Raw genomic sequence first — 24,147 nt, forward strand, 5'->3', positions numbered from 1 at the left:
CCGTGTCCAGCACCGCGCTCGCGTCCCTCACCCCCCTGCGGCTCGGCGGCCCGGCCAGCGCTGTCCTGCAGGTCGCCGACCCCGACGACTGGTTCGAACCGGTCCGCACGATCGGCGACCGGCAGGAGGACGCGCCCCTCACCCTCGGCCACGGCAGCAACGTCATCGCCTCCGACACCGCCCACGAGGGCACCGTCGCCGTGATGAACACCCGGGGCATCACCGTGAAGCAGGTGGACGACGACACGGTGGCCGCGACCGTCCAGGCCGGCCACCCGCTCGCCGACCTCGTCCAGTGGGCCGCAGCCGAACACCTCGCCGGGATCGAGTGCTTGGCCGGCATACCCGGCACTGTCGGGGCCGACCCCGTCCAGAACGCCGGAGCCTACGGCCAGCAGGCCTGCTCTACACCGACCGCCTGCGCCCCGACGTCCACCCGATCCCGGTCGAGGAGTACCGAGGCACAGGTTCAACCTGAGCCTACCGACCAGCCAGAACACAACCCGTGCGGGCAGGGAATAGCCGTCCGTGTCCGACGCCCGACACACATGATCAATTGGTACGCGAGCCCATGCGGTTGGGAAAGAGTGGTGGGGGCAACCCTTCACGGGTTCGAATCTCGCATCCTCCGCCTCTGCCCATCAGGGCAAACGACAGGTCCCGACCGGTTTCCGGTGGGGACCTTCGTCGTTCCACGGTTGCAGTTGATCCTTCTCCGGCGGGCTCGGAGCCCGTCGATGGCGTCCGAACACCACGGACTTGAGCAGTGGGAACATCGAGCGCTCCCCAGGGACAGCACCCCGGGCGGACTCAGAGCCAACCGCGCTGGGCCGCCTTGAGGCCCGCCTCGAACCGGCTGGTGGCGTCCAGGCGTTCCATGAGGGCGGCCATCTGGCGACGCACGGTCCGCAAGGAGACCCCGAGACGCTTGCTGGCGGCCTCGTCGGTCAGGCCGGTGGCGAGGAGTTTCAGCAGCTCCTTCTCGGTGGGATTCAGGCCGGTGTCCGCCTCGCGCAGACGGTCCGCCCCGAGCGGGACGGCGGTGTCCCAGGCCTGTTCGAACATGGCGAGCAACGCGGCCACGATCCCCTGCTCCCGCGTGCAGAGCGCCCCGCGGCGGGTGTTCTTGGGGTCGATCGGAAGCACGGCGACCTGCCGGTCGAACACCAGAACGCGAGGAGGCAGGACTGGGGCGGTACGCACCTGTCCGCCGGCATCCGTCATCCACTGCGCGTACGCGAGGGTGGCGGGGTCGTTGCGCACGCTGTCCTGGTAGAGCGTCATCAGGGTGACACCGCGCCCCAGAGCCTCCGCGTCGAGCGGCCTGGACGCGTCGAGGCTCTCCTTGGACCGGCCGCCGCCGGGCATCACCGCCAGGCATTCGCCCTGCAGTTCCTTGGCCAGCACCCTCAGCTTCGCCTGGATCGCCTCCATCCCGACCAAGCGCTCCGAGCCGCGGACGGCGGCGGCTCCCGATCGCAGTTGGGCGCAGTCGGCCACCGCTTGGACCATCGCCGCCTTCTGCCCCGCCAGTTCGTGCTGGCGGCGGGCGAGCTCCTCCTCCTGCCGAAGGAGCATCAGTTCCAGTGCGACCGGGGGCTCGACCACGCGCAGTCCGGTCGGATGGAAGGGGGAGTCACGCACGATCGTGAGATCAGCGAGTTCGTCGAGTGCCTCGCGCACCGTGCTCTCCGACAGGGCCAGCCGCGCGCACAGCTCTGCAACTCCGGCGTCGGGGTCGGTGAGCATCCCCCGGTAGACGCCCTCGACGGCCGGGTCCAGCCCCAGCATTTCCAGCATGAAAGCGCCCCCCGCTTGCCACTGAACGGTGTTTCCCAGCTTCGCGGACGATCTTTCCAGCAAGGGACATCAGTGGCAACCAAGTCCGGCCCACGCCCGGACCCCGGCGGCCGGAGGCACCAAGGTGACAGGCCCATTGGCTCCTTGGCGCCAGGCCGGACCCATTCCGCTGGGCCCCTCCGGGCGGCAACATATTGATCACCGGCACAGCGGCGAGAACGAAACCGCTCGTCAGGACCGCTCCGAGGCCTCCGCCTCCCCACACACTTCACCGACAGGGGTATCGCCATGTCCAACGCCGCTCGCCTGCTCAAGGTCTCCGCCGTCGCAGCCGCGCTGTTCCTCGGCGCCGCTCCGGCCGCGCTGACGGCTGCGGCCGGAGCGCAGACCGCGGCGGCACATGTCACGGCGAGCTCCATCGGCTGGGACGTCACCCCGGCCGGCCCGGGTCTCAGCGGCGGCCCGCGGGCCGAAAGCATCGGCTGGGACTGACCGTCCGTGCATGTCGTTCGCCTGACCCTGCACCACGTGGCGAGCACGGGCTCCGAGGAAGCCGACGCGCACACCGCGCACGATGCCCTGTGGGCGCACGCCGAGCCGCGCCACGGCCTGGAACACGTCCGTGCCCGTGCCGGTCCGCACGGAATCGACCTCGTCCTCTTCCTCCGAGCCGGCAGCCGGAGTGACGCAGCAGTACGTGCGTGCGAGCTGCTCGGCTCCGCCGCGAGGTCGCAGATCTCTTCCCGGTACATCATGCCGCCGCTCGGGCGGTAAGGCTCCGCCCTCCCGCGGAACTCTCCCTGAGCGCTCTCCCCCCAGACTCCCCGCGCTGTGGCGCGGCCTCCGCCGTGCCACCCGTCATCGAAGGATGTATGTCATGATCATGCCCATTCGCCGCTTCAAGCAGGCTGGTCTCGCCGCGATCGTCGCCGCCACCGCAGTGAGCGGTCTGATGGTCGCCCCGGCCCACGCGAGCACGACGTCCTCGATCGCCGCCACCGCAACCGCCGAGGTCGGCAACGGGCCTTGCGCCCACGGTGGTTACTGGTCCGGACTGAGCAGCCAGAGCACCAGCTGCGGCGGCTCCGGCGGCCAGTCCCAGGCCTGGTGCGCGGACTTCGTCGGCTGGGTGTGGTCCCAGAACGGCGTCGCCCACCTCTCCGCGATCGACAACACCGCGGCCAGCGTCTACGACTACGGCAAGACCTACGGCACGCTGCACAGCACCCCTCAGGTGGGTGACGCCGTCGTCTACAACTACGACGCCTCCAGTGACTACGCCGACCACGTGGCGCTGGTCACCGCAGTGGGCGGCGGCTCCATCACCGTGGTCGGCGGCAACGAGGGCCACTCGAGCGGCCACTCCCAGGGCATCGTGCAGGAGGAGAGCACCTCCCAGTACGCGGAGGGCGACGCGCCCTGGGGCCAGGTCATCAGCGGGTACATCAGCCCGGTCGTGAAGCCCTCGGTCGCCCTGAACTTCTCGCAGACGGTGGGCGGGAACTACAACGGCGACAAGGTCTCCGACCTGTTCGCCAAGGACTCCTCCGGCAACCTCTTCGTCTGGACGGGAAACAAGGGCGGCGCGTTCAGCACCAGGAAGCAGCTCACCGGCGGCTGGAACTTCACCCAGACCGCCACCGCCGACTTCACCGGCGACGGATTCGGCGACCTCGTCGCCAGCGACACCAGCGGCAACCTCTACCTGTGGACCGGCAACGCGGGCGGCGCGTTCAGCACCAAGAAGCTGCTGACCAGCGGCTGGAACTACACCCAGACCGTGGCCGGCGACTTCCGGGGCACCGGACACGCCGACCTCATCGCCCAGGACGCCTCCCGCAACCTCTACCTGTGGCCCGGCAACGGCGACGGCACCTTCGGCGCCAAGAAGCTGCTGACCAGCGGCTGGAACTTCACCCAGACCACGGCCGCCGACTTCAACGGCGACGGCATAGCCGACCTGGTCGCCCGGGACTCCTCCGGCAACCTCTACCTGTGGACCGGCAACGCGGGCGGCGCCTTCAGCACCAAGAAGCTGCTGACCGGCGGTTGGGACTTCACCCAGACCACCGCGGGTGACTTCACCGGCAGCGGCCACGCCGACCTGATCGCCCGGGACGACACCACCGGCACCCTCTACCGCTGGGCCGGCAACGGCGCGGGCGGCTTCGCGGCCAAGGTCCAGGTCACCACCGGCTGGTAGCAGCCGTGCCACCGCCCGCCCCCGGCGCCCCGCGCTGAAGCCCCGCGCGGGGCGCCGGCTGCCCGACTCCCCACACGCTCTCTGACCACGATCGGAATTCCCATGCGTCTCACCACCCGTAAGAACCGTCACGCCCTGGCCCTGGCCGCGGCCGTCTGCACCGCCCTGGTCGCCTCGCTGGCCGGCACCGGCAGTGCCGCCGCAGCCTCGGTCAGCACCTGGGAGAAGGTCGCCCAGTGCGAAAGCAGCGGTGACTGGAGCATCAACACGGGCAACGGCTACTACGGCGGCCTGCAGTTCGATCTCAGCACCTGGAACGCCTACGGGGGCCAGCAGTACGCCGCCTACCCCCACCAGGCCACCGAGAACCAGCAGATCATGATCGCGGAGAAGGTCCTGGCCGCACAGGGCCCCAGCGCCTGGCCGCAGTGCGGCGCCTCGAACGGCCTCGGCACGGATACGCAGAACCCCTTCCCCGGCCCGTCCGTGACGCTGAACTTCTCGCAGACGGTGGGCGGGAACTACAACGGCGACAAGGTCTCCGACCTGTTCGCCAAGGACTCCTCCGGCAACCTCTTCGTCTGGACGGGAAACAAGGGCGGCGCGTTCAGCACCAAGAAGCAGCTCACCGGCGGCTGGAACTTCACCCAGACCGCCACCGCCGACTTCACCGGCGACGGATTCGGCGACCTCGTCGCCAGCGACACCAGCGGCAACCTCTACCTGTGGACCGGCAACGCGGGCGGCGCGTTCAGCACCAAGAAGCTGCTGACCAGCGGCTGGAACTACACCCAGACCGTGGCCGGCGACTTCCGGGGCACCGGACACGCCGACCTCATCGCCCAGGACGCCTCCCGCAACCTCTACCTGTGGCCCGGCAACGGCGACGGCACCTTCGGCGCCAAGAAGCTGCTGACCAGCGGCTGGAACTTCACCCAGACCACGGCCGCCGACTTCAACGGCGACGGCATAGCCGACCTGGTCGCCCGGGACTCCTCCGGCAACCTCTACCTGTGGACCGGCAACGCGGGCGGCGCCTTCAGCACCAAGAAGCTGCTGACCGGCGGTTGGGACTTCACCCAGACCACCGCGGGTGACTTCACCGGCAGCGGCCACGCCGACCTGATCGCCCGCGACGACACCACCGGCACCCTCTACCGCTGGGCCGGCAACGGCACCGGCCACTTCGCCGCGCCCGTCGCCCTCACCACCGGCTGGTAATCGCCCTCACCACCGGCCGGCAAGCGCGCCGCCCCCCGATCCAGAACGCCCAGCACCAGCCCCAGGACCAACACCAGGGCCAGCACGAAGGAGTCAGACCAGTGAAACGCAGCAGCAGAGCCACACCGGGACGTCCACGTACTGCGGGAGGTCGAGCGGCAGCAGTGGCCGCGGCCCTGTGCTGCGGGCTCGTCACGGCCCCTTTCGCCACCGCTGGCCCAGCAGTCGCCGACACCGCCGGCTGCGCGGCCTACCCGACGCCGCTGGCTGCCACCAGCCGTCCCAGCCCCGCGACTTCGCCGTGGACGGGCACCTGGGGCACCGCCCTGAGCACTGCCGGATCAGCCGCGCAGTCCGGCGTGTCAGGACAGCAGACCCTGCGGATGGTGGTGCACAGCAGCATCGCGGGCACCAGTGCCCGGATCCACCTGGCCAACACCTTCGGTTCGGCTCCGGTCACCATCGGCCACGCGACGATCGCCGTCCAGGGCTCGGGCGCGACCCCGGCGGCGAGGCCCGTCACACTGACCTTCGACGGCGGTCAACAGACCGTCATACCGGCGGGTGGGGACGTCTACAGCGACCAGGCCGCTTTCCCGGTCACCGCCGACGAAAACCTCCTGGTCAGTATCTACCTGCCTCAACCGGTCAGTTCCGCGTCCTACCACCCGGACGCCCTCACCACCTCGTACACCAGCGCACCCGGTGACGGCGCCGACCACGCCGCCGGGGCCGACAGCGCCGGCTTCACCACCTCCTACCGCCACTGGGCCTACCTGAGCGGACTCGACGTCACGGCGGGCGGCAACAGCGGAACGGTCGTGGCCATCGGCGACTCGCAAACCGACGAAGGCCACACCACGCCCGACACCAACCGCCGCTGGGTCGACGACTACGGCAGGGCACTCCAGGCCCAGCCGAACCCGATGGGCGTGGTCAACGCCGGGATCTCGGGCAACCGTCTGCTCACCGATGTGACCGGGCAGAAGGCCGCCTACGGGGCCAGCGCCCTCACCCGGTTCGACCGCGACGTGCTGGCCCAGCCCAACGCCCGCTCCGTGATCCTCTACGAGGGCATCAACGACATCTCGCTCGACGGCGCGACGGACGCCGCCCTGGAAGGCGGGATCCAGCAACTGTCCGCGCGGGCGCACGCCAAAGGACTCAGCTTCAGCGTCGCCACCATCCCGCCCTTCGAGGGCAACAGCATGTACTCGGCAGCCAAGGACAACGTCCGGCAGTGCGTCAACGCCTACATCCGCACCACCGCCGACATCGACCACTACCTCGACTTCGACCAGGCCAGCCGCGATCCGCTGGCACCCAGCCGCCTCTTCGCCGGGTACTACAACCGGGGTGACGACCAGCTGCACCTCAACGACAACGGCAACCAGGTCCTGGCGAACACCATCGCCGCCCCGCCGACGGCGTCCTCCGTCCCCCTGAACTTCTCGCAGCAGGTGGCCGGCGACTTCGGGGGCACCGGTCACGCCGACCTGGTCGCGGCCGACTCCAACGGCAATCTCTACCGCTGGCCAGGCAACGGCGACGGCACCTTCGGCAGCCGCATCCTGCTCACCGGAGGCTGGAACTTCACCCAGACCACGGCCGCCGACTTCAACGGCGACGGCATAGCCGACCTGGTCGCCCGGGACTCCTCCGGCAACCTCTACCTGTGGACCGGCAACGCTGGCGGCACCTTCAGCACCAAGAAACTGCTGACCGGAGGCTGGAACTTCACCCAGACAACCGCCGCCGACTTCCGCGGCACGGGCCACGCCGACCTGGTCGCGGCCGACTCCAACGGTAATCTCTACCGCTGGCCGGGCAACGGCGACGGCACCTTCGGCAGCCGCGTCCTGCTGACCGGAGGCTGGAACTTCACCCAGACCACGGCCGCCGACTTCCGCGGCACGGGCCACGCCGACCTCATCGCGCGCGACGACACCACCGGCACCCTCTACCGCTGGCCCGGCAACGGCGACGGCACCTTCGGCGCGAGGACGGCGGTCACCACCGGCTGGGCTCCGTTCTCCCAGACCACCGCCGGCAGGTTCCGCGGCACCGCTGCCGCCGACCTCATCGCCCGCAACGACACCACAGGCGATCTCGACGAGTGGGACAACGCCGGCCACGCCTCCTTCACCCGGCCACTGCGACTCAGCGGCGGCTGGTAGGCAGCCTCCCTCCCGCTGAGGCCTCGGGCCCCCGTACGAGCGCGGCGTTCAAGAGATCGTTTCAAACGGTGTTCGAATGAGTGGGGCGTCATCGCGCCACCCGTCACCGGGAGGGGAAACCGTGTCGAAGGACATGTACAAGGAGTTCGCGGATAACGTCGACCGCGAGGTCGCCAAGCTCGTGGACCGCACCAACCGGGCGGCCGCGCAGGCCGTCGACCGGGCGCTGGGCAGGACGGCCACCGCGGCGGCGTTCGACACCGCCCACTGGCAGCGCCGGCTCGACGACCTGCTCACCACCCACCGCATCCCCGGCGCCGTGCTGGCCGTTCTCACCAACGGGGAGATCCACGAACTCGCCAGTGGCATCCTGCACACCGGCACCGGTGTCGAGACCACCGTCGACTCCGTGTTCCAGATCGGCTCGGTCAGCAAGGGCTACACCGCCGCCCTCGTCCTGAGCCTCGCCTACGCGGGGAAGCTCGACCTGGACCAGCCGGTCGTGGCGGTCCTGCCGGACTTCGCCCTCGCCGACGCCGAGGCCGCCCGCACCATCACGCCGCGTCAGCTGCTCAACCACACCAGCGGGATCGAGGGCGACTACGTGAACGACACGGGCCGTGGCGACGACTGCCTGGCCCGCTACGTCGACGGCACTCGCAAGGTCGGCCTCACCAATCCGCCCGGCGCCACCATGTCCTACTCCAGCACCGCGTACAACGTCCTGGGTCGGATCGGCGAGGTGGTCACCGGCCGGACCTGGGACGAGGCGCTCAAGGAGCTGATCTGCGACCCGCTCGGGCTCCGGCAGACCATGACGCTTCCCGAGGAGGTCCTGCGCTTCCGCGCCGCGATGGGGCACATGGGCGAGCCCGGTGAGGACCCGACGCCCACCCCGCTGTGGAACATGCTGCCCCGCTCCGCCGGACCGTACGGCGGCATCAGCGCCACCGCGGCCGACGTGGTCCGCTTCGCCCGGCTGTTCATCGACGGCGGCACCTCGCCGGACGGCACCCGGGTGCTCTCCGCCGCGGCTGTGGAGGCGATGCTCACCCGCGAGGTGGAGATGCCCGACCAGTGGTTCCTCGGCGCACACTGGGGCCTCGGCTGGGGTCTCTTCGAGTGGGACGGCGCTCGTGGCTTCGGCCATGACGGCAGCACCTTCGGCCAACTCGCCTACCTGCGGGCCATTCCGGAGAAGGGCCTCGCCATCGCCCTGCTCACCAACGGCGGAGGCGCCGCACCGAAGGTCCACGAGGCTCTCTGCCGCGAACTGAGCGCCGAACTCGCCGGAGTCACCATGCCCGCGTTCGAACCGGCCGAGAACCCCCCGGTCGTCGACACGGCGCCCTTCACCGGCCGCTACAAGCGCGAGGGCTTCCTCATGACCATCACCGCCCGTGCCGAAGCCGAAGGCGACGGCGAAGGCGTGCTGGATCTGCGCTACGAAGGCGTCGAGGGCCTCGCCGGCACCTTCGACCCGCTCGTCTGGCACCTCACCCCCGTCTCCGACACCCCTGCCAAGACCGTCTTCGCCGGCCGCCGCAACGACAAGGACGCCTGGATCCCCGTCGTCTTCTACGCCCTCGGCGACGGCACGCGCTACGTCCACTTCGGCGTCCGCGCCACCGCCAAGTCCGGCTGACCCCGCCACACCTCGACCTGCCCCTCGGCTGACACCACCCGCCCGCCCGCCCCGCGCACCCAGCGGGGCGGGCGCACCGGCACCCGGCACCCGCACGGAAATCCCGGCACCGGTCGGGAGGCGACCGGGCGGGTGTGGTCGGCGCCCCCGGCCGGGCCGGAGTGCGGGGTCGGCCGGCTGCCGGATCACTGCGCCGCCGCCCTGACGAGTACGACTACCCGCCTTCCCCGGCCACGGCGGCGAGTTCATCCAGCAGTACGGCGACGGCCGCATCGGTGAACCGTCCGGGAGAAGCTGCCATCGCGCACCATGGCCGGCTCGGCGAGCCGGTCCTGCTCCTACGTGTCGTAGACGGACTCGTGGACCAGGCCCGTGACGAACGCCTCGAAGCTCTCCGCGACCAGGGTGATCGCGAAGCCGTTCTCCTGGTCGACGTGCACCACGGTCGGCTCGCCGTGCCTGCCGCACGCGCGGTAGTCGAGGGCGAGCATGTCGTGGCCGGCCGAAGGTGTGTCGGCGAAGTAGACACCGATGTCGGGGTACTCCCACATCTCGATCCAGAACAGGCTGCCGAACTCGCCGCCGAGCGACTGCGACCGGGTCCGCCCGATGCCCCGGATACCGGTGATCTCGATGTAGTCGTCGGCCCGGTCCGTCGCCTCGGGCATGGGGAAGCAGGTCCGGGTCGGAGTGCCGCCGTTGTGCACGGTCATCAGCGCGATGTAGGAGTCGGGCAGCCGGTATCCGCCGAGCTCCTCCTCCAACGCCTCGATCAACTCCCGTGAGGGCGGGGCCTCCTCCACGTACGCCTCCAGGGCGTACGCCGAGTCGTCCCAGAAGCCGTCGACGTCGAAGCCCTCGAAGTGTCCCACCGCGCCCTCCCGCGCCTACTCGTCCGGCGATTGTACGTTCGGCTCCCGGGCCCGGATCCGCGCACCCGTGAGCGATCGGTGACCGGCCGGTCCGCACGGCGGTCCGGGTGCCCGCGTGCTGTTCGGGTCGGATGCGGGCGGCCCCGCCCGGCAGCCCCGCCGGGCAGGCGCTGCGCCGCCTGCGCAGCTCCACCACCCCGGGTGCGGAGGGCAGGCCGTAACTCCTCCGCGCCGGCCCGGCGGTCGGGCTCCTGCATTCAGATGCTCTTACTAATGTGCTCATTTGCTCAGCTTCGCCCAAGCGGCTCTGAGAGGCGCCCGAACAGGTCGAGTTCGGAGCTCCGGTGGTGTGTTCACCGGCGGGTGAGCGTCCCTCACCCGCATAGTCATCCTGCCTTTTTGAACATGAGAGGCTCACCCGACAAGGCAGGATGACATGGGCTTCCTACGACGACCACGCGACCGCAAGTCGGCCGCGCCCCACGCGAGACCGCAGCCGACAGGCGTGTCGAGTCCGTCGTCGAGATGGCGCTCCGGCATCGCGGGCGCGGTCGCCGTCGGGCTCCTCCTGGCCCTGTCCCCCCTTGCCGCGGCCGGAACGGGGCAGAAGGCCCCGGCGGGCCACCGGGCCCCGCGCGCCGCGGGCGACGCCCTCGATTGCAGCGGGCGCACGATCTACGGGATCGAGCAGACCTCCGGCAGCCCGTCGAAGCTGGTCGCCGTCACCACGAGCTCGATCGGCGCGGCCCAGGTGACCCCCTCGACCGTGAGCACCCTCCCGGCCGGGTCGTTCAGCGCGAACGCGCTGGGCATCACCAACGGGGGCGCGGCCGTCTACGCGCTCAACTTCCCGGACGCCGGCGGCAACGCGCTGGTGTACGCCTACACGGTCGCCACCGGCACCTGGGCGTCCTTCCCGGTGCGCCTGAGTCAGCCGTTCTTCGTCGCCGGAGCCGTGAACCCGGACAACGGGATCTACTACTTCGCCAACTACGGTGCGGGGACGGCGAGTTCTCCGGGTGTTGGCACGCTCTACGGGTTCGACACCACGACCAACACGTTCATCGGCGCGGTGGGACAGTTCACCCTGCCCTTCAACAGCGCCGGCTTCTCCAACGGCGACATCACGTTCGACGGCGCGGGCAACATGTACGTCCTCGCGCAGTCCGGCACGGACACCGTCCTGGCCCTGGTCCAGGGCCCCCTGCCGACCACCGCCGGCACCCAGCAGCTGACCCTGCAGAAGCTGAGCTCGATCTCCAACCCCACCAGCGACTCCTACAACGGCGACGCGTTCGACTCGTCCGGCAACCTGTACGTCTCCTTCAACAAGAGGCAGCCGGACGGCACGACCAGGGCGGAACTGGAGCGGATCAACCCGAACACCGGCAAGGTCGCAGCCGGCCCGTCGACCAGCACCAACACGGCGCTGTTCTCGGACCTCGCCTCCTGCGCGCTCAACCCGACCCTCGCGCTCCAGAAGAACGTGGTCGGCCGCTTCGCGCAGACCGCCTCCTCCAACGACCAGTTCGCGCTGTCGATCACCGGCGGCGGCGTCACCCAGAACAACAAGGCCACCACCGCCGGAACCGCCACCGGGCTGCAGCCCCAGGCCGCAGGCCCGGTCATCGGCCGCCCCGGCCAGACCTACACCCTCACCGAGACCGGGGCCTCGGGCGCGGACCTGGCGAACTACACGACGACCTACGACTGCGTCGACACCGCGAACGGCAACGCCTCGGTGGCGTCCGGCAACGGCACCACGATCACCCTGCCCTTCCCCAACACCCAGGCGGACAAGCCCAGCCCGAACGTCGTCTGCACCTTCACGAACACCCCGGTCCCGGCGAGGCCGGCGCTGAGCCTCGCCAAGACGGTGCGGGAGAAGCAGTTCACCGGGCCGGGACAGGTGTTTTCCCTGTCAAGTCTGAACGTGTTGCGAAGTGCGGCCGAGGGCCAGCCAACTAGCGGACCGTTGCCCGCTCCCTAGTCGCGCCCTGTGATGGATGGGCGTTCAGGATCGCGGCCCCAAGGCAGCAATCAGCTGCCGCAGACGCATCCGGTCTCAGTGGTGGCTGGCTCGGTGGTCTGCTCGGTGCTGGTGCAGCAGGCGGTGGGGGCGTCGTCGGCGCTCTTGCCGAGGGTGGTGGCGTCGGCCTTGACGACATAGACCTCCCAGGGCTCCTTGCCGGGGCCGTGAACCCAGACCTTGTCCTGGAGGGCATAGCAGCAGGAGGTGTCGTTCTCCTCGAAGGTGGCCAGGCCGGCGTCCTTGAGGCGGGTGGTGGCGGCGGTGACCTGTTCGGTGCTCTCGACCTCGACGCCGAGGTGGTCCAGGCGGGTGTCCTCGTCGGTCTCGCCCTCGATGAGGACGAGCTTGAGCGGGGGCTCGGTGATGGCGAAGTTCGCGTAGCCGGGCCGGCGCTTGGCGGGCTCGGTGCCGAAGAGCTTGGAGTAGAAGGCGATGGAGCCTTCGAGGTCGGCGACGCGCAGGGCGAGCTGAACGCGGGACATGGCGGTTCTCCCCGATCCGAGGTCTTGATTCGACGGATGTCGATATAGACGACGTTGCCACTCGCATCGATGACTGTCAACATAGACGTATGTCGAATCTGGAACTGCCGGTGCTCGACCAGGACGACGCGGCCGCGTGCTGCTCGCCGATGGTCCGCGAGCCCTTGGGCGAAGACGCCGCCGCCGACCTGGCGAAGATGTTCAAGGCCCTGTCCGACCCGGTCCGCCTGCGGCTGCTGTCGCTGATCGCCTCGCATGAGGGCGGCGAGGCCTGCGTCTGCGACCTGACCGGCCCGTTCGACGTGTCCCAGCCGACGATCTCCCACCACCTCAAGGTGCTGCGCGAGGCCGGCCTGGTCGGCTCCGAGCGCCGCGGGACCTGGGTCTATTACTGGGTGCTGCCCGCCGCGCTGGCCAAGCTCTCCGCCTTGCTCCAGGCCCCCGCCGGGGAGTCCAGATGACCGAGATGGCTCCACTGGGCCGCCGGACGGCCGTCGAACTGGTCGGGACCGGCGCGCTGGTCGCCGTCGTGGTCGGCTCCGGCATCCAGGCCACCAAGCTGTCCCAGGACGTCGGCGTCCAGCTGCTGGCCAACTCGCTCGCGACCGTGTTCGGCCTCGGCGTGCTGATCCTGCTCCTCGGCCCGGTCTCCGGCGCCCACTTCAACCCGGCCGTCACCCTGGCCGCCTGGTGGACTGGCCGTCGCAGCGGCGAAGGGCCCGGCCTGCGCGAGGTCGCGGCCTATGTCCCCGCCCAGATCATCGGCGCGATCGGCGGCGCGGTGCTCGCGGATGCGATGTTCGCCGAGCCGCTCGTGGCCTGGTCGACGCATGACCGCTGGGCGCCGCATCTGTGGCTGGGCGAGGTCGTCGCGACCGCCGGCCTGATCCTGCTGATCTTCGGCCTGGCCCGCATCGGCCGCGCGCACTTCGCCCCGGTCGCGGTCGCCTCGTTCATCGGCGCCGCCTACTGGTTCACGTCCTCGACCAGCTTCGCCAACCCCGCGGTGACCATCGGCCGGGCGTTCACCGACACCTTCGCCGGCATCGCCCCCGCTTCGGTGCTGCCGTTCATCGCCGCCCAGCTCGTCGGCCTGATTGTCGGCGTCGTGCTGGTCGCGGTGCTGTTCGGCCGCCCGACGCCCGCCGCCGAGGATGTCGTCGTCCCGCATGGCGACCACCACCCGGCCGAAGCCGCCCGCTGACCCCCGCCTCCTCCTGCCCGTCCCGCCTCGAAGATCAAGGATCCACTTTCGTGAGCACTCCCGCCGTCCCGTCCGTGCTGTTCGTCTGCGTGCATAACGCTGGCCGGTCCCAGATGGCCGCCGCCTTCCTCACCCGCCTCGGCGGCGACAACGTGCAGGTCCGCTCGGCTGGCTCCGCCCCGGCCGAGACCGTGAACCCGGCGGTGGTCGAGGCCCTGGGCGAGGTCGGGATCGACATCTCCGCCGAGATCCCGAAGGTCCTGACCGTCGAGGCGGTCCAGGCCTCCGACGTGGTGATCACCATGGGCTGCGGCGACGCCTGCCCGTTCTTCCCCGGCAAGACCTATCTGGACTGGAAGCTGGAGGACCCGGCTGGCCAGGGTGTCGACGCCGTGCGCCCGATCCGCGACCAGATCGAGCAGCGCATCCGCGGCCTGCTCGCCGACCTCGGCATCCAGGCCCAGGCATGACCGGGCCCGCCGCGGTCCGCGTGACGGGCATGCTGCCCGAACACGCCGAGCAGGTCCTGGCGATCTATCAGCTCGGCATCGACGGCGGCGACGCGACCTTCGAGACCACCGCCCCTGCCTGGGAGGCCTTCGACGCCGCGCGCCTCGCCGAGCATCGCTTGGTCGCCGTCGACCGGGCGGGCCGGGTGCTCGGCTGGGCTGCCGCTGTCCCGGTCTCCGACCGGTGCGCGTATGCCGGCGTCGTCGAGCACTCCGTCTATGTCCATCCCGACGCCCGTGGCCAGGGCGTCGGCGCTCTCCTGCTGGACGCGCTGATCTCCTCCACCGAGGCGGCGGGGATCTGGACCATCCAGTCCGGGATCTTCCCCGAGAACACCGCCAGCCTCGCCCTCCATGAGCGGGCCGGGTTCCGGGTGATCGGAACCCGCGAGCGCATCGGCAAGCACCACGGCCGCTGGCGCGACGTCGTCCTCCTCGAACGCCGCAGCCCGACGGTCGACTGACCCAGCGTCCGGCTGGCCGCGCTCGGGTTGTGTTCCCCCTGGAGGGACATAGGCGGACGAAAAGGTCAGGATTCGCGACATTTATGTCAGCTGGGCTGACCTTTTCGTCCGGGCGACGGCCGACGATGATGGCGTTCATCCTGCTCTTCACCGGTTTCAACACCCCGGTCAATGCGATAGCCGACGGCATGTGTGAGGGGCCGAGCCGTCTGGACGGCTCGGCCCCTCAGGTGTTGTGGGTCAGTCGCTCAGGTCGATGGGGCCGACGTCGATGCCCGGGCAGGGGGCGGCCGGCTTGCAGTCGTTGCCGGCCTGGCAGTCGGCGGCGACGACGGTCGAGTAGACCTCGGGGGCGGCGCCGTAACCGGCTGCCTGGAGGGCGGCGACGGTTTCGCGGACCTTGTCGGGGGTGCCGTAGTTATCGGCGGGCTCGTGGTGGATGAACCGGCCGCCGGTCAGGCGGGACATGAAGGCGAAGTTCTTTCGGGTGCGCCGCAGGGCGGCGTGCCAGACCTCGTCCATGTCGACGGTGAGGGCGTAACCGGCGAAGGGGTCGTCGGCGACGAGGGTGGCCCAGTCGGCCCAGGCCGTCACCAGCAGGGCGATGTAGTCGGCGCTGAACTCCGGGTTCTCCTTGGCGACGTCGGCGGCCAGGTCGGCCGCGAACTCGGAGAACTCGCCGGCCAGCAGCTCGGCGCCGCGCGACCTGGTGAGGGTGTCACTCATGGTGTTCCTCCTTGATCTCCTGTTTCGGGTGGTGCAGGATCCGTTCCCGGCCGCCGTGCGCGCGTGCGGCGGCCGGGCCGGGAGTCTGTGGGTGTGCCGTGCGGGTCAGGGGCGGCCGAGGGCGCGGAAGGTCCAGCCGGCCGCGCGCCAGCGCTCGGCGTTGAGGGTGCCGCGGGCGTCGATGACCTTGGGGACGGCGATGTGCCGGGCGAGGTCGACCGGGTCGGTGTCGGAGTACTGGGGCCAGTCGGTCAGGTGCAGCAGCAGCCCGGCGCCCGTGGCGGCCTGAGTGGGGTCGTCGGCGTAGTCGAGCTGGGGGTAGGACCTGCGGGCGTTCTCCATCGCGGCGGGGTCGTGGACGGTGATCTCGGCGCAGGAGAAGTCGTACGTGAAGGCCGGTGACGTCGTTCACTACGACTTCGTGGTGACGAACACGGGCAACGTCACGCTCACCGACGTGACGGTGAAGGAGACGCAGTTCTCGGGGACGGGCGCGAAGCCGACCGTGACCTGCCCGGACGCGGCCAAGTCCCTTGCCCCGGGCGCCAACGTCACCTGTACGGCCACCTACACCGTCACCCAGGCCGACGTCGACGCGGGCAAGCTGACCAACGCGGCGACGGCCACCGGTACCCCGCCGACCGGCAAGCCTCCGGTGTCGCCTCCGTCCGAGACCGAGGTCCCGAGCCCGCCCAATCCGGCCATCACCGTGGTGAAGACGGCGAAGGAGAAGTCGTACGCGAAGGCCGGCGACGTCGTTCACTACGACTTCGTGGTCACCAACACCGGCAACGTCACCCTCACCAAGGTGACGGTGACCGAGACCCACTTCTCCGGCACCGGCACGAAGCCGACCCTCACCTGCCCCGATGCGGCCAAGGCCCTTGCCCCGGGCGCCAACGTCACCTGTACGGCCACCTACACCGTCACCCAGGCCGACGTCGACGCGGGCAAGCTGACCAACGCCGCGACGGCCACGGGTACGCCGCCCACGGGCGAGCCGCCGGTGTCGCCTCCGTCCGAGACCGACGTCCCGGGCTCTCCCAACGCGGCGATCACCGTGGTGAAGTCGGTACGGGAGAAGCAGTTCACCGGCCCCGGCCAGGTGCTGCACTACGACTTCGTCGTCACCAACACGGGCACCGTCACCCTCGCCGACGTCACGGTGGACGAGACGCAGTTCTCGGGGGCGGGGACGAAGCCCACGATCACCTGCCCCGACGCCGTGAAGTCGATGGCACCCGGTGACCAGGTGACCTGCACGGCCACCTACACCGTCACCCAGGCCGACATCGACGCCGGGAACGTGACGAACGCGGCGACGGCGACGGGTACGCCGCCCACGGGCGAGCCGCCGGTGTCGCCGCCGTCGCAGGCCGAGGTGCCGAGTCCGCCGAACCCGGCGGTCACCGTGGTGAAGACGGCGGAGGAGAAGTCGTACGCGAAGGCCGGTGACGTCCTGCACTACGACTTCGCGGTGACGAACACGGGCAACGTCACGCTCGCCGATGTGACGGTGAACGAGACGCAGTTCTCGGGCACAGGCGCGAAGCCGAAGATCGCATGCCCGGCCGCGGCGAAGTCGATGGCCCCGGGCGCGAAGGTGACCTGTACGGCCACCTACACCGTCACCCAGGCTGATGTCGACGCGGGCAAGGTGACGAACGCGGCCACGGCCACCGGCACGCCGCCGTCCGGTCCGCCCCCGGTGTCGCCGCCCTCGGAGACCGAGGTCCCCGGTTCGCGCAACCCCGCCATCACCGTGGTGAAGACGGCCGAGGAGAAGTCCTACGCGAAGGCCGGTGACGTCCTGCACTACGACTTCGCGGTGACGAACACGGGCAACGTCACCCTCGCCGACGTCACCGTCACCGAGACCGCCTTCTCGGGCACGGGCGCGAAGCCGACCGTCACCTGTCCCGACGCGGCGAAGTCGCTGGCGCCGGGCGCCACCGTCACCTGCACGGCCGGCTACGAGGTCACGCAGGCGGACGTCGACGCGGGCAGGGTCACCAACGCGGCCACCGCCACCGGCACGCCGCCCACCGGCGAACCCCCCGTCTCGCCGCCGTCCGCGGCCGAGGTGCCGAGCGCGGGCGGCCACCTGCCGCCGACCGGCGACAGCACCAGCACGGGGGCGCTGGCCGCAGCCGCGGTCCTCGTGGCGGCGGGCGGCGGAATGGTGCTCATCGCCCGTAGGCGCCGCCGTGAGCGCTGACCGCACCACCCGCTCGACCCCCTGAGCACCCGGCCGGCAGCCCTGCCGGACCAAGGGTCCAGGACCTGAACGGCGGTTCCTGCCCTCCACCTCGGAGGGCAGGAACCGCCGTTCAGCTGTCCGGCCGCGCAGTCGGGCCGGTCAGCGGGTGGGCATCTGGAGGTCGTAGTCGCGGAAGTCGACGGCGTACCAGGCGACCATCTGCGAGGCGACCTTGAACATCTGCGCGTGGATCGGGGCGAGCAGCGGGAACGTCTGCTGGACCTCGTAGGCGGGCCGGTACAGGTACGGCGCGAGCGTGGCGACGGGGGTGTCGAGGGCCGGGTTGGGCTTGATGTCCAGCACGTCGGCGACGTGCGCGTCCATCATCCGGACCATGGACGCCCCGACCGCGCCGGCGCCGGGGAAGATCTTCCGGTCCATCCAGTCCAGCATGTTGTGCGCGAGCTTGGTGCCCTCGTCGGACGGGGCCCGGTGGTTGGCGGCGGCATCGGCGAGGACCTGGTTGGCCTGGTCGAGGGTCCGCGGGTTGTACGCGTCCTGGATGCCCAGCAGGCGGCCGCCGACGCGCACCAGGGCCAGCAGCTCGTCGATCTGCTGCCGGGTGGGGCGGAAGTCGTACTTGGCGGCCAACTGGAGGTTGTAGGCGCCCACGTACATGAGCTCCTCGACCTCCAGCCGCTGGCTGATCGGCATGCCGTCCCGGGCGGTGTTCCACCCGTGCGCCAGGCCCATGTGCCGGGCCGCGGCGTGCACGAGCCGCAGCTTGACCAGGGTGACCAGGGCGTTGCCGGACGGGTCCCAGCTGTTGTGGCCGAACGAGTCCCACATGGTGTTCATCGTGCGGGAGAAGCGCCGGCCGATGTCCATCACGAGGTCGTACTTGGCGTACCAGACCGACTTGGCGAGCAGCGGGTCGGCCAGCGCGGCGAAGAGGCCGCCGAAGGCCTCGGTCACCGTGATCGCCTCCATGTTGCCCTGGAGGAGCTTGATCGAGTCGCCGTGCGCCAGCCGGTCGACCGCCGCGCGCTCCTCGGCGCTCAGCACGGCGTTGCGCCGCAGGAAGTCGTACAGCACGGGCGGGGCCGCGTCCGGCACCGGCTGGTCGTTGCGCGTCCAGTCGTGGAAGGCCTGGTTGGCCGCCGCCATCCGGTCGGTGCGCACCAACTCCTCGATGACCTCGTCGGCTTCGGGGTCGCCCTCCTGCGCGGCCCGGTCGGTCGGCAGTTCCCAGGCCGACGCGGGATCCGCGGCGGAGGGGGCGCGGTGTTCCCGCGCCCGGCCGGAGTCGGCGGCGGAGGCGGCCGCCGGAAGGCCGGTGGCGGCGACACCGGCGACGCCGGCGGCCAGGGCGGCGGCGAGGGTGCTGCGCCTGCTCATGAAGTGGTCCATGCGCCACATGGTGCGTAGCCGACCTCCCTCGCTCCAGTGATCACCGTGCGAGGTCACCCGAAATGATGGGTGAACCGTCAACATGCTGCCGCCTGCGGTGCCGTAGGGGGCGCCTCCTTGGACGGGTGGCCGCCCGGCGGCGTGGCGGTGCCCGGGCGGCTGTTCCACGGGTTGTCGGTGGCCGACCGAGCGGTCAGGCTGTAGCCGCGTCACAAACCCTGACGAAACGGTACGAATCACGGAGGCCTGATGTCCCATGACATCGGCGGCGCCGCCGGCCCCCGCCGGCGGCAGGCGCGGCGCACCGGACGGGTGATCCACGCGGCGGCCGGGGTGGCGGTCCTCCTCTCGGCGGCCATCGGCGCCCAGGCGAGGGCGGACGCGACCCGGCCGCCCTCGACGGCCGAGCAGGAGAAGGGCATGCGGGCGGGCACGCCCTTCCAGGAGCCGGCCACCGCGGACGCGACCGCTGCGGACGGCGAGAGCGTCACCGTCACCCTGGGCGCCACCCGGAGCCTGTTCGACGTCTCCGGGCGCCCGGTCCACGGGGCCACCTACACGGGCTCGTTCGTCGCCCCCACCATCCGGGTGAACCCGGGGTCGACCATCACCGTCCGCCTCGTCAACGAGCTGCCGGTCGCCACCAACCTGCACTTCCACGGCCTGCACGTGTCACCCGAGGGCCAGTCCGACGACCCCTTCCTGTGCGTCGCCCCGGGCCGCTCCACCACCTACCGGCTGGCCGTCCCCGCCGGCCACCCGCAGGGCACCTTCTGGTACCACAGCCACGCCATGGGCCCCTCCTGCCCCGACCCCGCGGCCCCGAGCGCGCCGGGCACGCCCGGGGACGTGGAGAACCAGGTCTTCGCCGGCCTGTCCGGAGCCCTGCTCGTCGGGGACGACCGCACCCTGCTCCCGCCGGAGCTGCGGCAGGTCACCGCGCACACCCTCGTGCTCAAGGACGTCCAGCTCGACCCCGCCGGCCGCATCGTCCAGAACACCGCCACCACGTCGATCGACTCCGGCAACCCCACCGTCCGCCTGGTCAACGGCCGGCTGCGGCCCGTCCTGGAGATGAGACCCGACGAGACCCAGCTGTGGCGCCTCGTCAACGCCGGAGCCGACATCTTCTACCGCCTCCACCTCGACGGCCACCGCTTCACCGTCGTCGGCGAGGACGGCACCCCCGTCGCCCGGGTGACCACCGCCGACACCCTGCTCCTGCCGCCCGGCAAGCGCTACGACGTCCTCGTCACCGCCGACCCCCACCCCACCCGCACGACGCTGCGCACCACCGCCTACAGCAACGGGCCGCAGGGCGACGCCTACCCGGACACGGAGCTGGCGACGGTCGCCGTCACCGGCGCGCCCGTACACCGCCTGCCGGACGTCACCGGCGCCCTCCCCACCGCCCCGGCCGACCTCGCCGCGGCGCCCGTCGCCCGGCGGCGGACGGTGGACCTGACCGAGAGCGCGGACGGCAACACCTTCTACATCAACGGGAAGCGCTTCACGGACGGCAGCTCCGTCTTCGCCACCCCGGCCAGGCTCGGCACGGTCGAGGAGTGGACCATCCGCAACCACTCCGGCGAGGACCACCCCATCCACCTGCACACCACCTCCTTCCAGGTGGTCTCCGTCCAGGGGGCTCCGCAGCCCTACACCCACCGCCAGGACACCGTCCCCGTCCCCCACGCGGTCGACGGCACCCCCGGCACGACGGTGATCCGGGTCGCCTTCGCCGACTACCCGGGCCGCTGGATGTTCCACTGCCACATCGCCGCCCACGAGGACCACGGCATGATGAGCTACCTCGACGTGGTCCCGTAGGCGGGCAGGCGGGCTTCCGGTCAGCTCATGGACCGCAGGAGGCAGGTGAGGCGGGCGGTGCAGACCCGCTTGCCGGTGGCGTCGGTGATGACGATCTCGTAGGTCGCGGTGGTGCGGCCGAGGTGGACGGCGGTGGCGACGCCGGTCACCGTGCCGGTGCGGACGGCGCGGTGGTGGGTGCAGTTCAGGTCGACGCCGACCGGGTACTTGGTCGGGCCGCCGTGCAGTGCCGCCGCCGTCGAGCCGAGGCTCTCGGCGAGGACGGCGGAGGCGCCGCCGTGGAGGAGGCCGTAGGGCTGGGTGTTGCCCTCGACGGGCATCGTGCCGACGACCCGGTCGCCGGAGGCCTCCAGGATGCGGATGCCCATGCGGTCGCAGAGCGGGCCGGCGGAGAAGAGGGTCGACAGGTCGATTCCTGCGGCGTCCCAGGCGTCCAGGACGTCCTGGGGGAACGTGGTGGTGCTCGTGTCGGACATGTGCTTCGGGCTCCGGGACTCTGCGCTGGGGTCGGACGGCCGGAGGCGGCCGGAGGTGGTGTGGATCCCCTCCGCGCCCGGCTTGCTACGGTCGTGTAGCTTCAGGACCGTAGCTTCAGCTGTGTAGCTTTGCAAGGTACGATCCGGCACATGGCCAGAGCGCAGACCACCCCCAAGCGGCCCTACGCTCCTCGGCTGCCGCCCGTCGAGCGCCGTGAGCAACTGCTCGACACCGCGCTGGAGATCATCAACGCCGACGGGGTGGCCGCCGTCTCGGTCGACGCCGTCGCCCGGCTCGCCGGCGTCACCCGCCCGGTGGTCTACGGCCAGTTCACCGACGCGAACCACATCCTCCGCGACCTGCTCGAACGCGAGGGGCAGCGTGCCCTCGCGCAGCTCGCCGACGTCGTCCCCGCCGACCTGGCCGACGCCGACCCCGTCGAGGTCTTCACCGCCGTCGCCCGCGGCTTCTTCGACGCCGTCCTCGCCCACCCCGCCCGCTGGCGTGCCATCCTGCTGCCCGTCGACACCTCACCGGCGCCGGTGCGCAAGTACAAGGAAGCCGCCGAGGCCGATCTCCGCACCCGCCTCGCGGACACCACCCGCCGGTTCCTCCGCGGCCGGCCGGGCGCCGAGACCGTCGACGTCGACCTCCTCGCCCACGTCCTGCTCACCACCCTGGAGGACGGCGGCCGGCTCCTCCTGCGCGACCCCGCCACCTACCCCCCGCAACGGCTCACCGACCTCGCGCGCTTCCTCATCGAGACCTTCCTCCACCGCTACCCCCGCACCACCCGGTAGCCCCGACTGCCCGGCCCGCTGGCTGGGCAAGTCACCGCCCCGATCCGCGCATTGAGAGTCGCCGCTCACTTACCGATGCGGCCGGTCATTTGACGGTGATGCTCCCCTCGTCAAACCTCGGGATGATCCGTTGGAAACCGTTCCAGTTGGGGCCGCCGACCGGAACGGGCCCGACCCACGTGGCAGGGCCGTCGTGCGGCCCGAGCTCCCATTCATTGAGCAGGTACCCCATCATGGTTCCATTCGGATAGATTCCGAAGATCATCCCATTGCCGCTGCTGAACACATTCCTGAAGATGTCCCAGCCGCTCCCGACCTCGACGGGCCCTTCGAGGCTACCGTGGACAGGGTCGTGCCTGTGCCACCAAAGTCGGCCATCGTCGGAAATTCCGAAGATTACATTGTTTGACCCGCTGAAAACAATCCGGTACTGGCTCCACTGGTTCGCAAGAGTCGCAGGTTGAGAAAAGCTTCCCTCGCCAGTCTTGTAACCGGCATGATAAGCGGACTCGAGTGTGATTCTAGGGATGGCTTGCTTCAGGCCACCGCCGACGCCCTCAGATCTCCTCACCTGGTACATCCATCCGGATCCTCCGGAGATTCTCCAGTCGATCCAGTTGTCGATCTGGATCGTCGCGGCCTCGACTACCTTCGGGCCGGACCAGGAGTTGACCTCGTTCGCCGCACCGTCATGCTCGTACCACAGAATCGCACCGTCATCCTGAACGGCGTAGAGCACGTTCCAGTAGCCGGAAAGGATATCGATGTAGTTCCGCCAACCCGTTCCCACGACGGTGCCGGAGGTGTGCCAATCGAACGGGGTGCTCAGGTGGTTGTCGGTGTTGAATGAGTACATCACCAGATCCCCGTCCGGCTGAACGGCATAGAGCGCCCCAGTGACAGCACGGATATCGGGAAAATCTTGACGCGGGGGGTCGGCGAGTGTGCCGCTGGTCCGCAGGCGGAAAAGCATTTCTTCCAGGACGGCGAGGAGCTGGATCGGAGCGTACTCGTCCTCGATCCGGGTCTCGTCGGCATATCCCAGGTTGGGAGGCGCCTCGCACATGGAACCTGCCGGTGAATCGGTCAGCGTCATGGTGCGCACGATGACCGCCGTTCGCTCGATCCGGTTCACGCACTCGAGGCCATAGGTGCATTTCCCTCCAGTCGGGTAGTTGGTCGCAGCGATCGGCATGACGGTGATGCTTGCCCGGATCTTCTCCGGGAGTGTTTTGGGGGGCTTTTCGATGTCGACCCAGTCAGGTCGTACGCTCACCGTGTCGGCGAGTGTCTGGAATGTGCTCAGATAGCCGCCGGCGGCACTCGGCTCCTTGGCGATGTGCAGTGACGAAGCCAGCGAGAACAATCCGACGGTCAGTCCGTATACCGGCAAGGGAATGACTTTGAATTCTGGCGTCGTCAGCTCTGTTCCCTCCGTGCCGCCGGGGCTTGGATGGTGAAGGATGTCGCTCCACAGCCAGAGATCCTCGTCGTCAGTCATTGATGATGCGCTCAGTGATGCTTTCTTCGCAATGACAGCGATTTCATCGGCGCTCGTGGCATGGGTCAACTCGAACGCAAGACCTTCAATATCCCGATGGTATCCGTTGATGCTTCTCAGGCGCGCCAGATTCTCGTCCTGGGTCACTCGGGCGTTCAGTTCGTCGACTTTACCGCTGAGATTCTTGAGATCTGCCCCGATTGCTTGAACCTGCTGCTGAAGTTGCTCGATGGCTTGCTGTCCCTGGCCGCTCCGTCCGAAGTTGTACATGCCCTGAACAACTTCCAGGCCCTTGGCCATGTATTCACCAAATGGAACTGCGCTGGCGATTGTTTCGAACAGATCCGAGTCGTCGGCCATGCTGACTCAACTCCCGTCGATACCGCCGCAGGCTTCAACTGGTTTAAAAACCCCTTTCAATCATATTGACACCATCGTGAGGGCTGGCCAACCGGGCGACGAGGTGGCTCGTTCCGCACCTGGGGCTCACCTGGCGATTGATCTTGTGGCGCGTCGAGGCGGCTACGGAAGGGCCCCGCCGGCACGTTCAGGTACGGGATGGGGGCAGTCGGCCGGGGCTCGCGGCCTCCTCCG

At 70.0% G+C, this 24,147-nt stretch carries 22 protein-coding genes; 14 read left to right on the forward strand and 8 right to left on the reverse strand.

Translation table 11 applies throughout. From position 1 onward, the window contains the following. Nucleotides 1-2: 2 nt before the first annotated feature. Entirely contained in the window at nt 3-839 is an 837-nt protein-coding gene (locus AB2U05_RS33535; RefSeq protein ID WP_369185275.1) for an FAD-binding protein, read from the forward strand. Here AB2U05_RS33535 and AB2U05_RS33540 read toward each other — a convergent pair. Further along, the gene (locus tag AB2U05_RS33540; RefSeq protein WP_045705707.1) at nt 811-1,800 is read right to left on the reverse strand and encodes a helix-turn-helix transcriptional regulator; all 990 of its coding nucleotides are present in this window, start codon (nt 1,798-1,800) and stop codon (nt 811-813) included. The two genes, AB2U05_RS33535 and AB2U05_RS33540, sit on opposite strands and share 29 nt — an antisense overlap. Before the next feature lie 288 nt (nt 1,801-2,088). Between AB2U05_RS33540 and AB2U05_RS33545 the strand changes: the two genes are divergently transcribed. The 5 genes from AB2U05_RS33545 (at nt 2,089) to AB2U05_RS33565 (ending at nt 9,046) form a co-directional block, all read left to right on the forward strand. After that, entirely contained in the window at nt 2,089-2,292 is a 204-nt protein-coding gene (locus tag AB2U05_RS33545) for a hypothetical protein (RefSeq protein WP_045705708.1), read from the forward strand. Nucleotides 2,293-2,677: 385 nt separating this feature from the next. Beyond that, nucleotides 2,678-4,003 (forward strand): FG-GAP-like repeat-containing protein, encoded by a 1,326-nt coding sequence (locus tag AB2U05_RS33550; RefSeq protein WP_369185276.1) that lies wholly within the window; start codon nt 2,678-2,680, stop codon nt 4,001-4,003. 102 nt (nt 4,004-4,105) lie between these two features. Continuing rightward, nucleotides 4,106-5,224 (forward strand): transglycosylase family protein, encoded by a 1,119-nt coding sequence (locus tag AB2U05_RS33555; protein WP_369185277.1) that lies wholly within the window; start codon nt 4,106-4,108, stop codon nt 5,222-5,224. A gap of 359 nt (nt 5,225-5,583) precedes the next feature. Then, nucleotides 5,584-7,401, forward strand: coding sequence for an FG-GAP-like repeat-containing protein (locus AB2U05_RS33560; RefSeq protein WP_369185278.1), 1,818 nt, complete (start codon nt 5,584-5,586; stop codon nt 7,399-7,401). Between the two features lie 121 nt (nt 7,402-7,522). Then, nucleotides 7,523-9,046 carry a serine hydrolase domain-containing protein gene (locus tag AB2U05_RS33565; RefSeq protein WP_369185279.1) on the forward strand — a complete coding sequence of 508 codons (1,524 nt, stop codon included), beginning with the start codon at nt 7,523-7,525 and terminating at the stop codon, nt 9,044-9,046. Between the two features lie 338 nt (nt 9,047-9,384). On the opposite strand, the gene AB2U05_RS33570 is transcribed toward AB2U05_RS33565, so the two are convergent. Beyond that, nucleotides 9,385-9,918 carry an SMI1/KNR4 family protein gene (locus AB2U05_RS33570; protein ID WP_045703298.1) on the reverse strand — a complete coding sequence of 178 codons (534 nt, stop codon included), beginning with the start codon at nt 9,916-9,918 and terminating at the stop codon, nt 9,385-9,387. Nucleotides 9,919-10,423: 505 nt separating this feature from the next. Between AB2U05_RS33570 and AB2U05_RS33575 the strand changes: the two genes are divergently transcribed. Continuing rightward, nucleotides 10,424-11,908, forward strand: a complete 1,485-nt coding sequence (locus tag AB2U05_RS33575; protein WP_369185280.1) for a hypothetical protein — start codon at nt 10,424-10,426, stop codon at nt 11,906-11,908. Nucleotides 11,909-11,958: 50 nt separating this feature from the next. On the opposite strand, the gene AB2U05_RS33580 is transcribed toward AB2U05_RS33575, so the two are convergent. Beyond that, complete coding sequence (locus AB2U05_RS33580) at nt 11,959-12,432, reverse strand: ArsI/CadI family heavy metal resistance metalloenzyme (RefSeq protein ID WP_369185281.1); 474 nt, start codon at nt 12,430-12,432, stop codon at nt 11,959-11,961. An 89-nt stretch (nt 12,433-12,521) separates the two neighbouring features. On the opposite strand from AB2U05_RS33580, the gene AB2U05_RS33585 reads away from it, so the two are divergent. The 4 genes from AB2U05_RS33585 to AB2U05_RS33600 are packed head-to-tail and all read left to right on the forward strand — an operon-like array spanning nt 12,522 to nt 14,609. After that, nucleotides 12,522-12,893, forward strand: coding sequence for an ArsR/SmtB family transcription factor (locus AB2U05_RS33585; RefSeq protein WP_369185282.1), 372 nt, complete (start codon nt 12,522-12,524; stop codon nt 12,891-12,893). Further along, nucleotides 12,890-13,636, forward strand: a complete 747-nt coding sequence (locus AB2U05_RS33590) for an aquaporin (protein WP_369185283.1) — start codon at nt 12,890-12,892, stop codon at nt 13,634-13,636. The genes AB2U05_RS33585 and AB2U05_RS33590 overlap by 4 nt, the downstream gene beginning before the upstream one ends. Nucleotides 13,637-13,686: 50 nt before the next feature. After that, nucleotides 13,687-14,106 carry an arsenate reductase ArsC gene (locus AB2U05_RS33595; RefSeq protein WP_369185284.1) on the forward strand — a complete coding sequence of 140 codons (420 nt, stop codon included), beginning with the start codon at nt 13,687-13,689 and terminating at the stop codon, nt 14,104-14,106. Next, the gene (locus AB2U05_RS33600; protein WP_369185285.1) at nt 14,103-14,609 is read left to right on the forward strand and encodes an N-acetyltransferase family protein; all 507 of its coding nucleotides are present in this window, start codon (nt 14,103-14,105) and stop codon (nt 14,607-14,609) included. The genes AB2U05_RS33595 and AB2U05_RS33600 overlap by 4 nt, the downstream gene beginning before the upstream one ends. A gap of 240 nt (nt 14,610-14,849) precedes the next feature. On the opposite strand, the gene AB2U05_RS33605 is transcribed toward AB2U05_RS33600, so the two are convergent. Both AB2U05_RS33605 and AB2U05_RS33610 read right to left on the reverse strand, forming a co-directional pair. Beyond that, complete coding sequence (locus tag AB2U05_RS33605) at nt 14,850-15,335, reverse strand: hypothetical protein (RefSeq protein WP_369185286.1); 486 nt, start codon at nt 15,333-15,335, stop codon at nt 14,850-14,852. Nucleotides 15,336-15,440: 105 nt separating this feature from the next. Further along, nucleotides 15,441-15,677: a hypothetical protein gene (locus AB2U05_RS33610; protein ID WP_369185287.1), complete on the reverse strand. Its 237-nt coding sequence runs from the start codon at nt 15,675-15,677 to the stop codon at nt 15,441-15,443. 19 nt (nt 15,678-15,696) lie between these two features. On the opposite strand from AB2U05_RS33610, the gene AB2U05_RS33615 reads away from it, so the two are divergent. Further along, nucleotides 15,697-17,553 (forward strand): LPXTG cell wall anchor domain-containing protein, encoded by a 1,857-nt coding sequence (locus AB2U05_RS33615; RefSeq protein WP_369185288.1) that lies wholly within the window; start codon nt 15,697-15,699, stop codon nt 17,551-17,553. Between the two features lie 141 nt (nt 17,554-17,694). Here AB2U05_RS33615 and AB2U05_RS33620 read toward each other — a convergent pair whose 3' ends face one another. Beyond that, nucleotides 17,695-18,945 (reverse strand): oxygenase MpaB family protein, encoded by a 1,251-nt coding sequence (locus tag AB2U05_RS33620; protein ID WP_369185289.1) that lies wholly within the window; start codon nt 18,943-18,945, stop codon nt 17,695-17,697. A 249-nt stretch (nt 18,946-19,194) separates the two neighbouring features. Here AB2U05_RS33620 and AB2U05_RS33625 point away from each other — a divergent pair, with 249 nt between their 5' ends. Next, nucleotides 19,195-20,775, forward strand: coding sequence for a multicopper oxidase family protein (locus tag AB2U05_RS33625; RefSeq protein WP_369185290.1), 1,581 nt, complete (start codon nt 19,195-19,197; stop codon nt 20,773-20,775). A 20-nt stretch (nt 20,776-20,795) separates the two neighbouring features. Here AB2U05_RS33625 and AB2U05_RS33630 read toward each other — a convergent pair whose 3' ends face one another. Further along, on the reverse strand, nt 20,796-21,251 hold the full coding sequence (locus AB2U05_RS33630) for a PaaI family thioesterase (protein ID WP_045703301.1): 456 nt from the start codon (nt 21,249-21,251) through the stop codon (nt 20,796-20,798). 150 nt (nt 21,252-21,401) lie between these two features. Between AB2U05_RS33630 and AB2U05_RS33635 the strand changes: the two genes are divergently transcribed. Then, on the forward strand, nt 21,402-22,052 hold the full coding sequence (locus AB2U05_RS33635) for a TetR/AcrR family transcriptional regulator (RefSeq protein WP_369185291.1): 651 nt from the start codon (nt 21,402-21,404) through the stop codon (nt 22,050-22,052). Nucleotides 22,053-22,137: 85 nt separating this feature from the next. Here the strand turns inward: AB2U05_RS33635 and AB2U05_RS33640 are convergent, their stop codons facing one another. Further along, nucleotides 22,138-23,913 carry a tachylectin-related carbohydrate-binding protein gene (locus tag AB2U05_RS33640; protein WP_369185292.1) on the reverse strand — a complete coding sequence of 592 codons (1,776 nt, stop codon included), beginning with the start codon at nt 23,911-23,913 and terminating at the stop codon, nt 22,138-22,140. Between the last annotated feature and the right edge of the window lie 234 nt (nt 23,914-24,147).

Source organism: Streptomyces sp. Y1, assembly GCF_041053115.1.
GTDB classification, from domain to species: Bacteria; Actinomycetota; Actinomycetes; order Streptomycetales; family Streptomycetaceae; genus Kitasatospora; species Kitasatospora rubellomurina.

Bases quoted from the DNA above. Each gene is read 5' to 3' on its own strand.
- AB2U05_RS33540 (WP_045705707.1), bottom strand. From the start codon at position 1,800: ATGCTGGAAATGCTGGGGCTGGACCCGGCCGTCGAGGGCGTCTACCGG.
- AB2U05_RS33545 (WP_045705708.1), top strand. From the start codon at position 2,089: ATGTCCAACGCCGCTCGCCTGCTCAAGGTCTCCGCCGTCGCAGCCGCG.
- AB2U05_RS33550 (WP_369185276.1), top strand. From the start codon at position 2,678: ATGATCATGCCCATTCGCCGCTTCAAGCAGGCTGGTCTCGCCGCGATC.
- AB2U05_RS33555 (WP_369185277.1), top strand. From the start codon at position 4,106: ATGCGTCTCACCACCCGTAAGAACCGTCACGCCCTGGCCCTGGCCGCG.
- AB2U05_RS33580 (WP_369185281.1), bottom strand. From the start codon at position 12,432: ATGTCCCGCGTTCAGCTCGCCCTGCGCGTCGCCGACCTCGAAGGCTCC.
- AB2U05_RS33585 (WP_369185282.1), top strand. From the start codon at position 12,522: ATGTCGAATCTGGAACTGCCGGTGCTCGACCAGGACGACGCGGCCGCG.
- AB2U05_RS33590 (WP_369185283.1), top strand. From the start codon at position 12,890: ATGACCGAGATGGCTCCACTGGGCCGCCGGACGGCCGTCGAACTGGTC.
- AB2U05_RS33600 (WP_369185285.1), top strand. From the start codon at position 14,103: ATGACCGGGCCCGCCGCGGTCCGCGTGACGGGCATGCTGCCCGAACAC.
- AB2U05_RS33605 (WP_369185286.1), bottom strand. From the start codon at position 15,335: ATGAGTGACACCCTCACCAGGTCGCGCGGCGCCGAGCTGCTGGCCGGC.
- AB2U05_RS33610 (WP_369185287.1), bottom strand. From the start codon at position 15,677: ATGGAGAACGCCCGCAGGTCCTACCCCCAGCTCGACTACGCCGACGAC.
- AB2U05_RS33620 (WP_369185289.1), bottom strand. From the start codon at position 18,945: ATGGACCACTTCATGAGCAGGCGCAGCACCCTCGCCGCCGCCCTGGCC.
- AB2U05_RS33625 (WP_369185290.1), top strand. From the start codon at position 19,195: ATGTCCCATGACATCGGCGGCGCCGCCGGCCCCCGCCGGCGGCAGGCG.
- AB2U05_RS33630 (WP_045703301.1), bottom strand. From the start codon at position 21,251: ATGTCCGACACGAGCACCACCACGTTCCCCCAGGACGTCCTGGACGCC.
- AB2U05_RS33635 (WP_369185291.1), top strand. From the start codon at position 21,402: ATGGCCAGAGCGCAGACCACCCCCAAGCGGCCCTACGCTCCTCGGCTG.
- AB2U05_RS33640 (WP_369185292.1), bottom strand. From the start codon at position 23,913: ATGGCCGACGACTCGGATCTGTTCGAAACAATCGCCAGCGCAGTTCCA.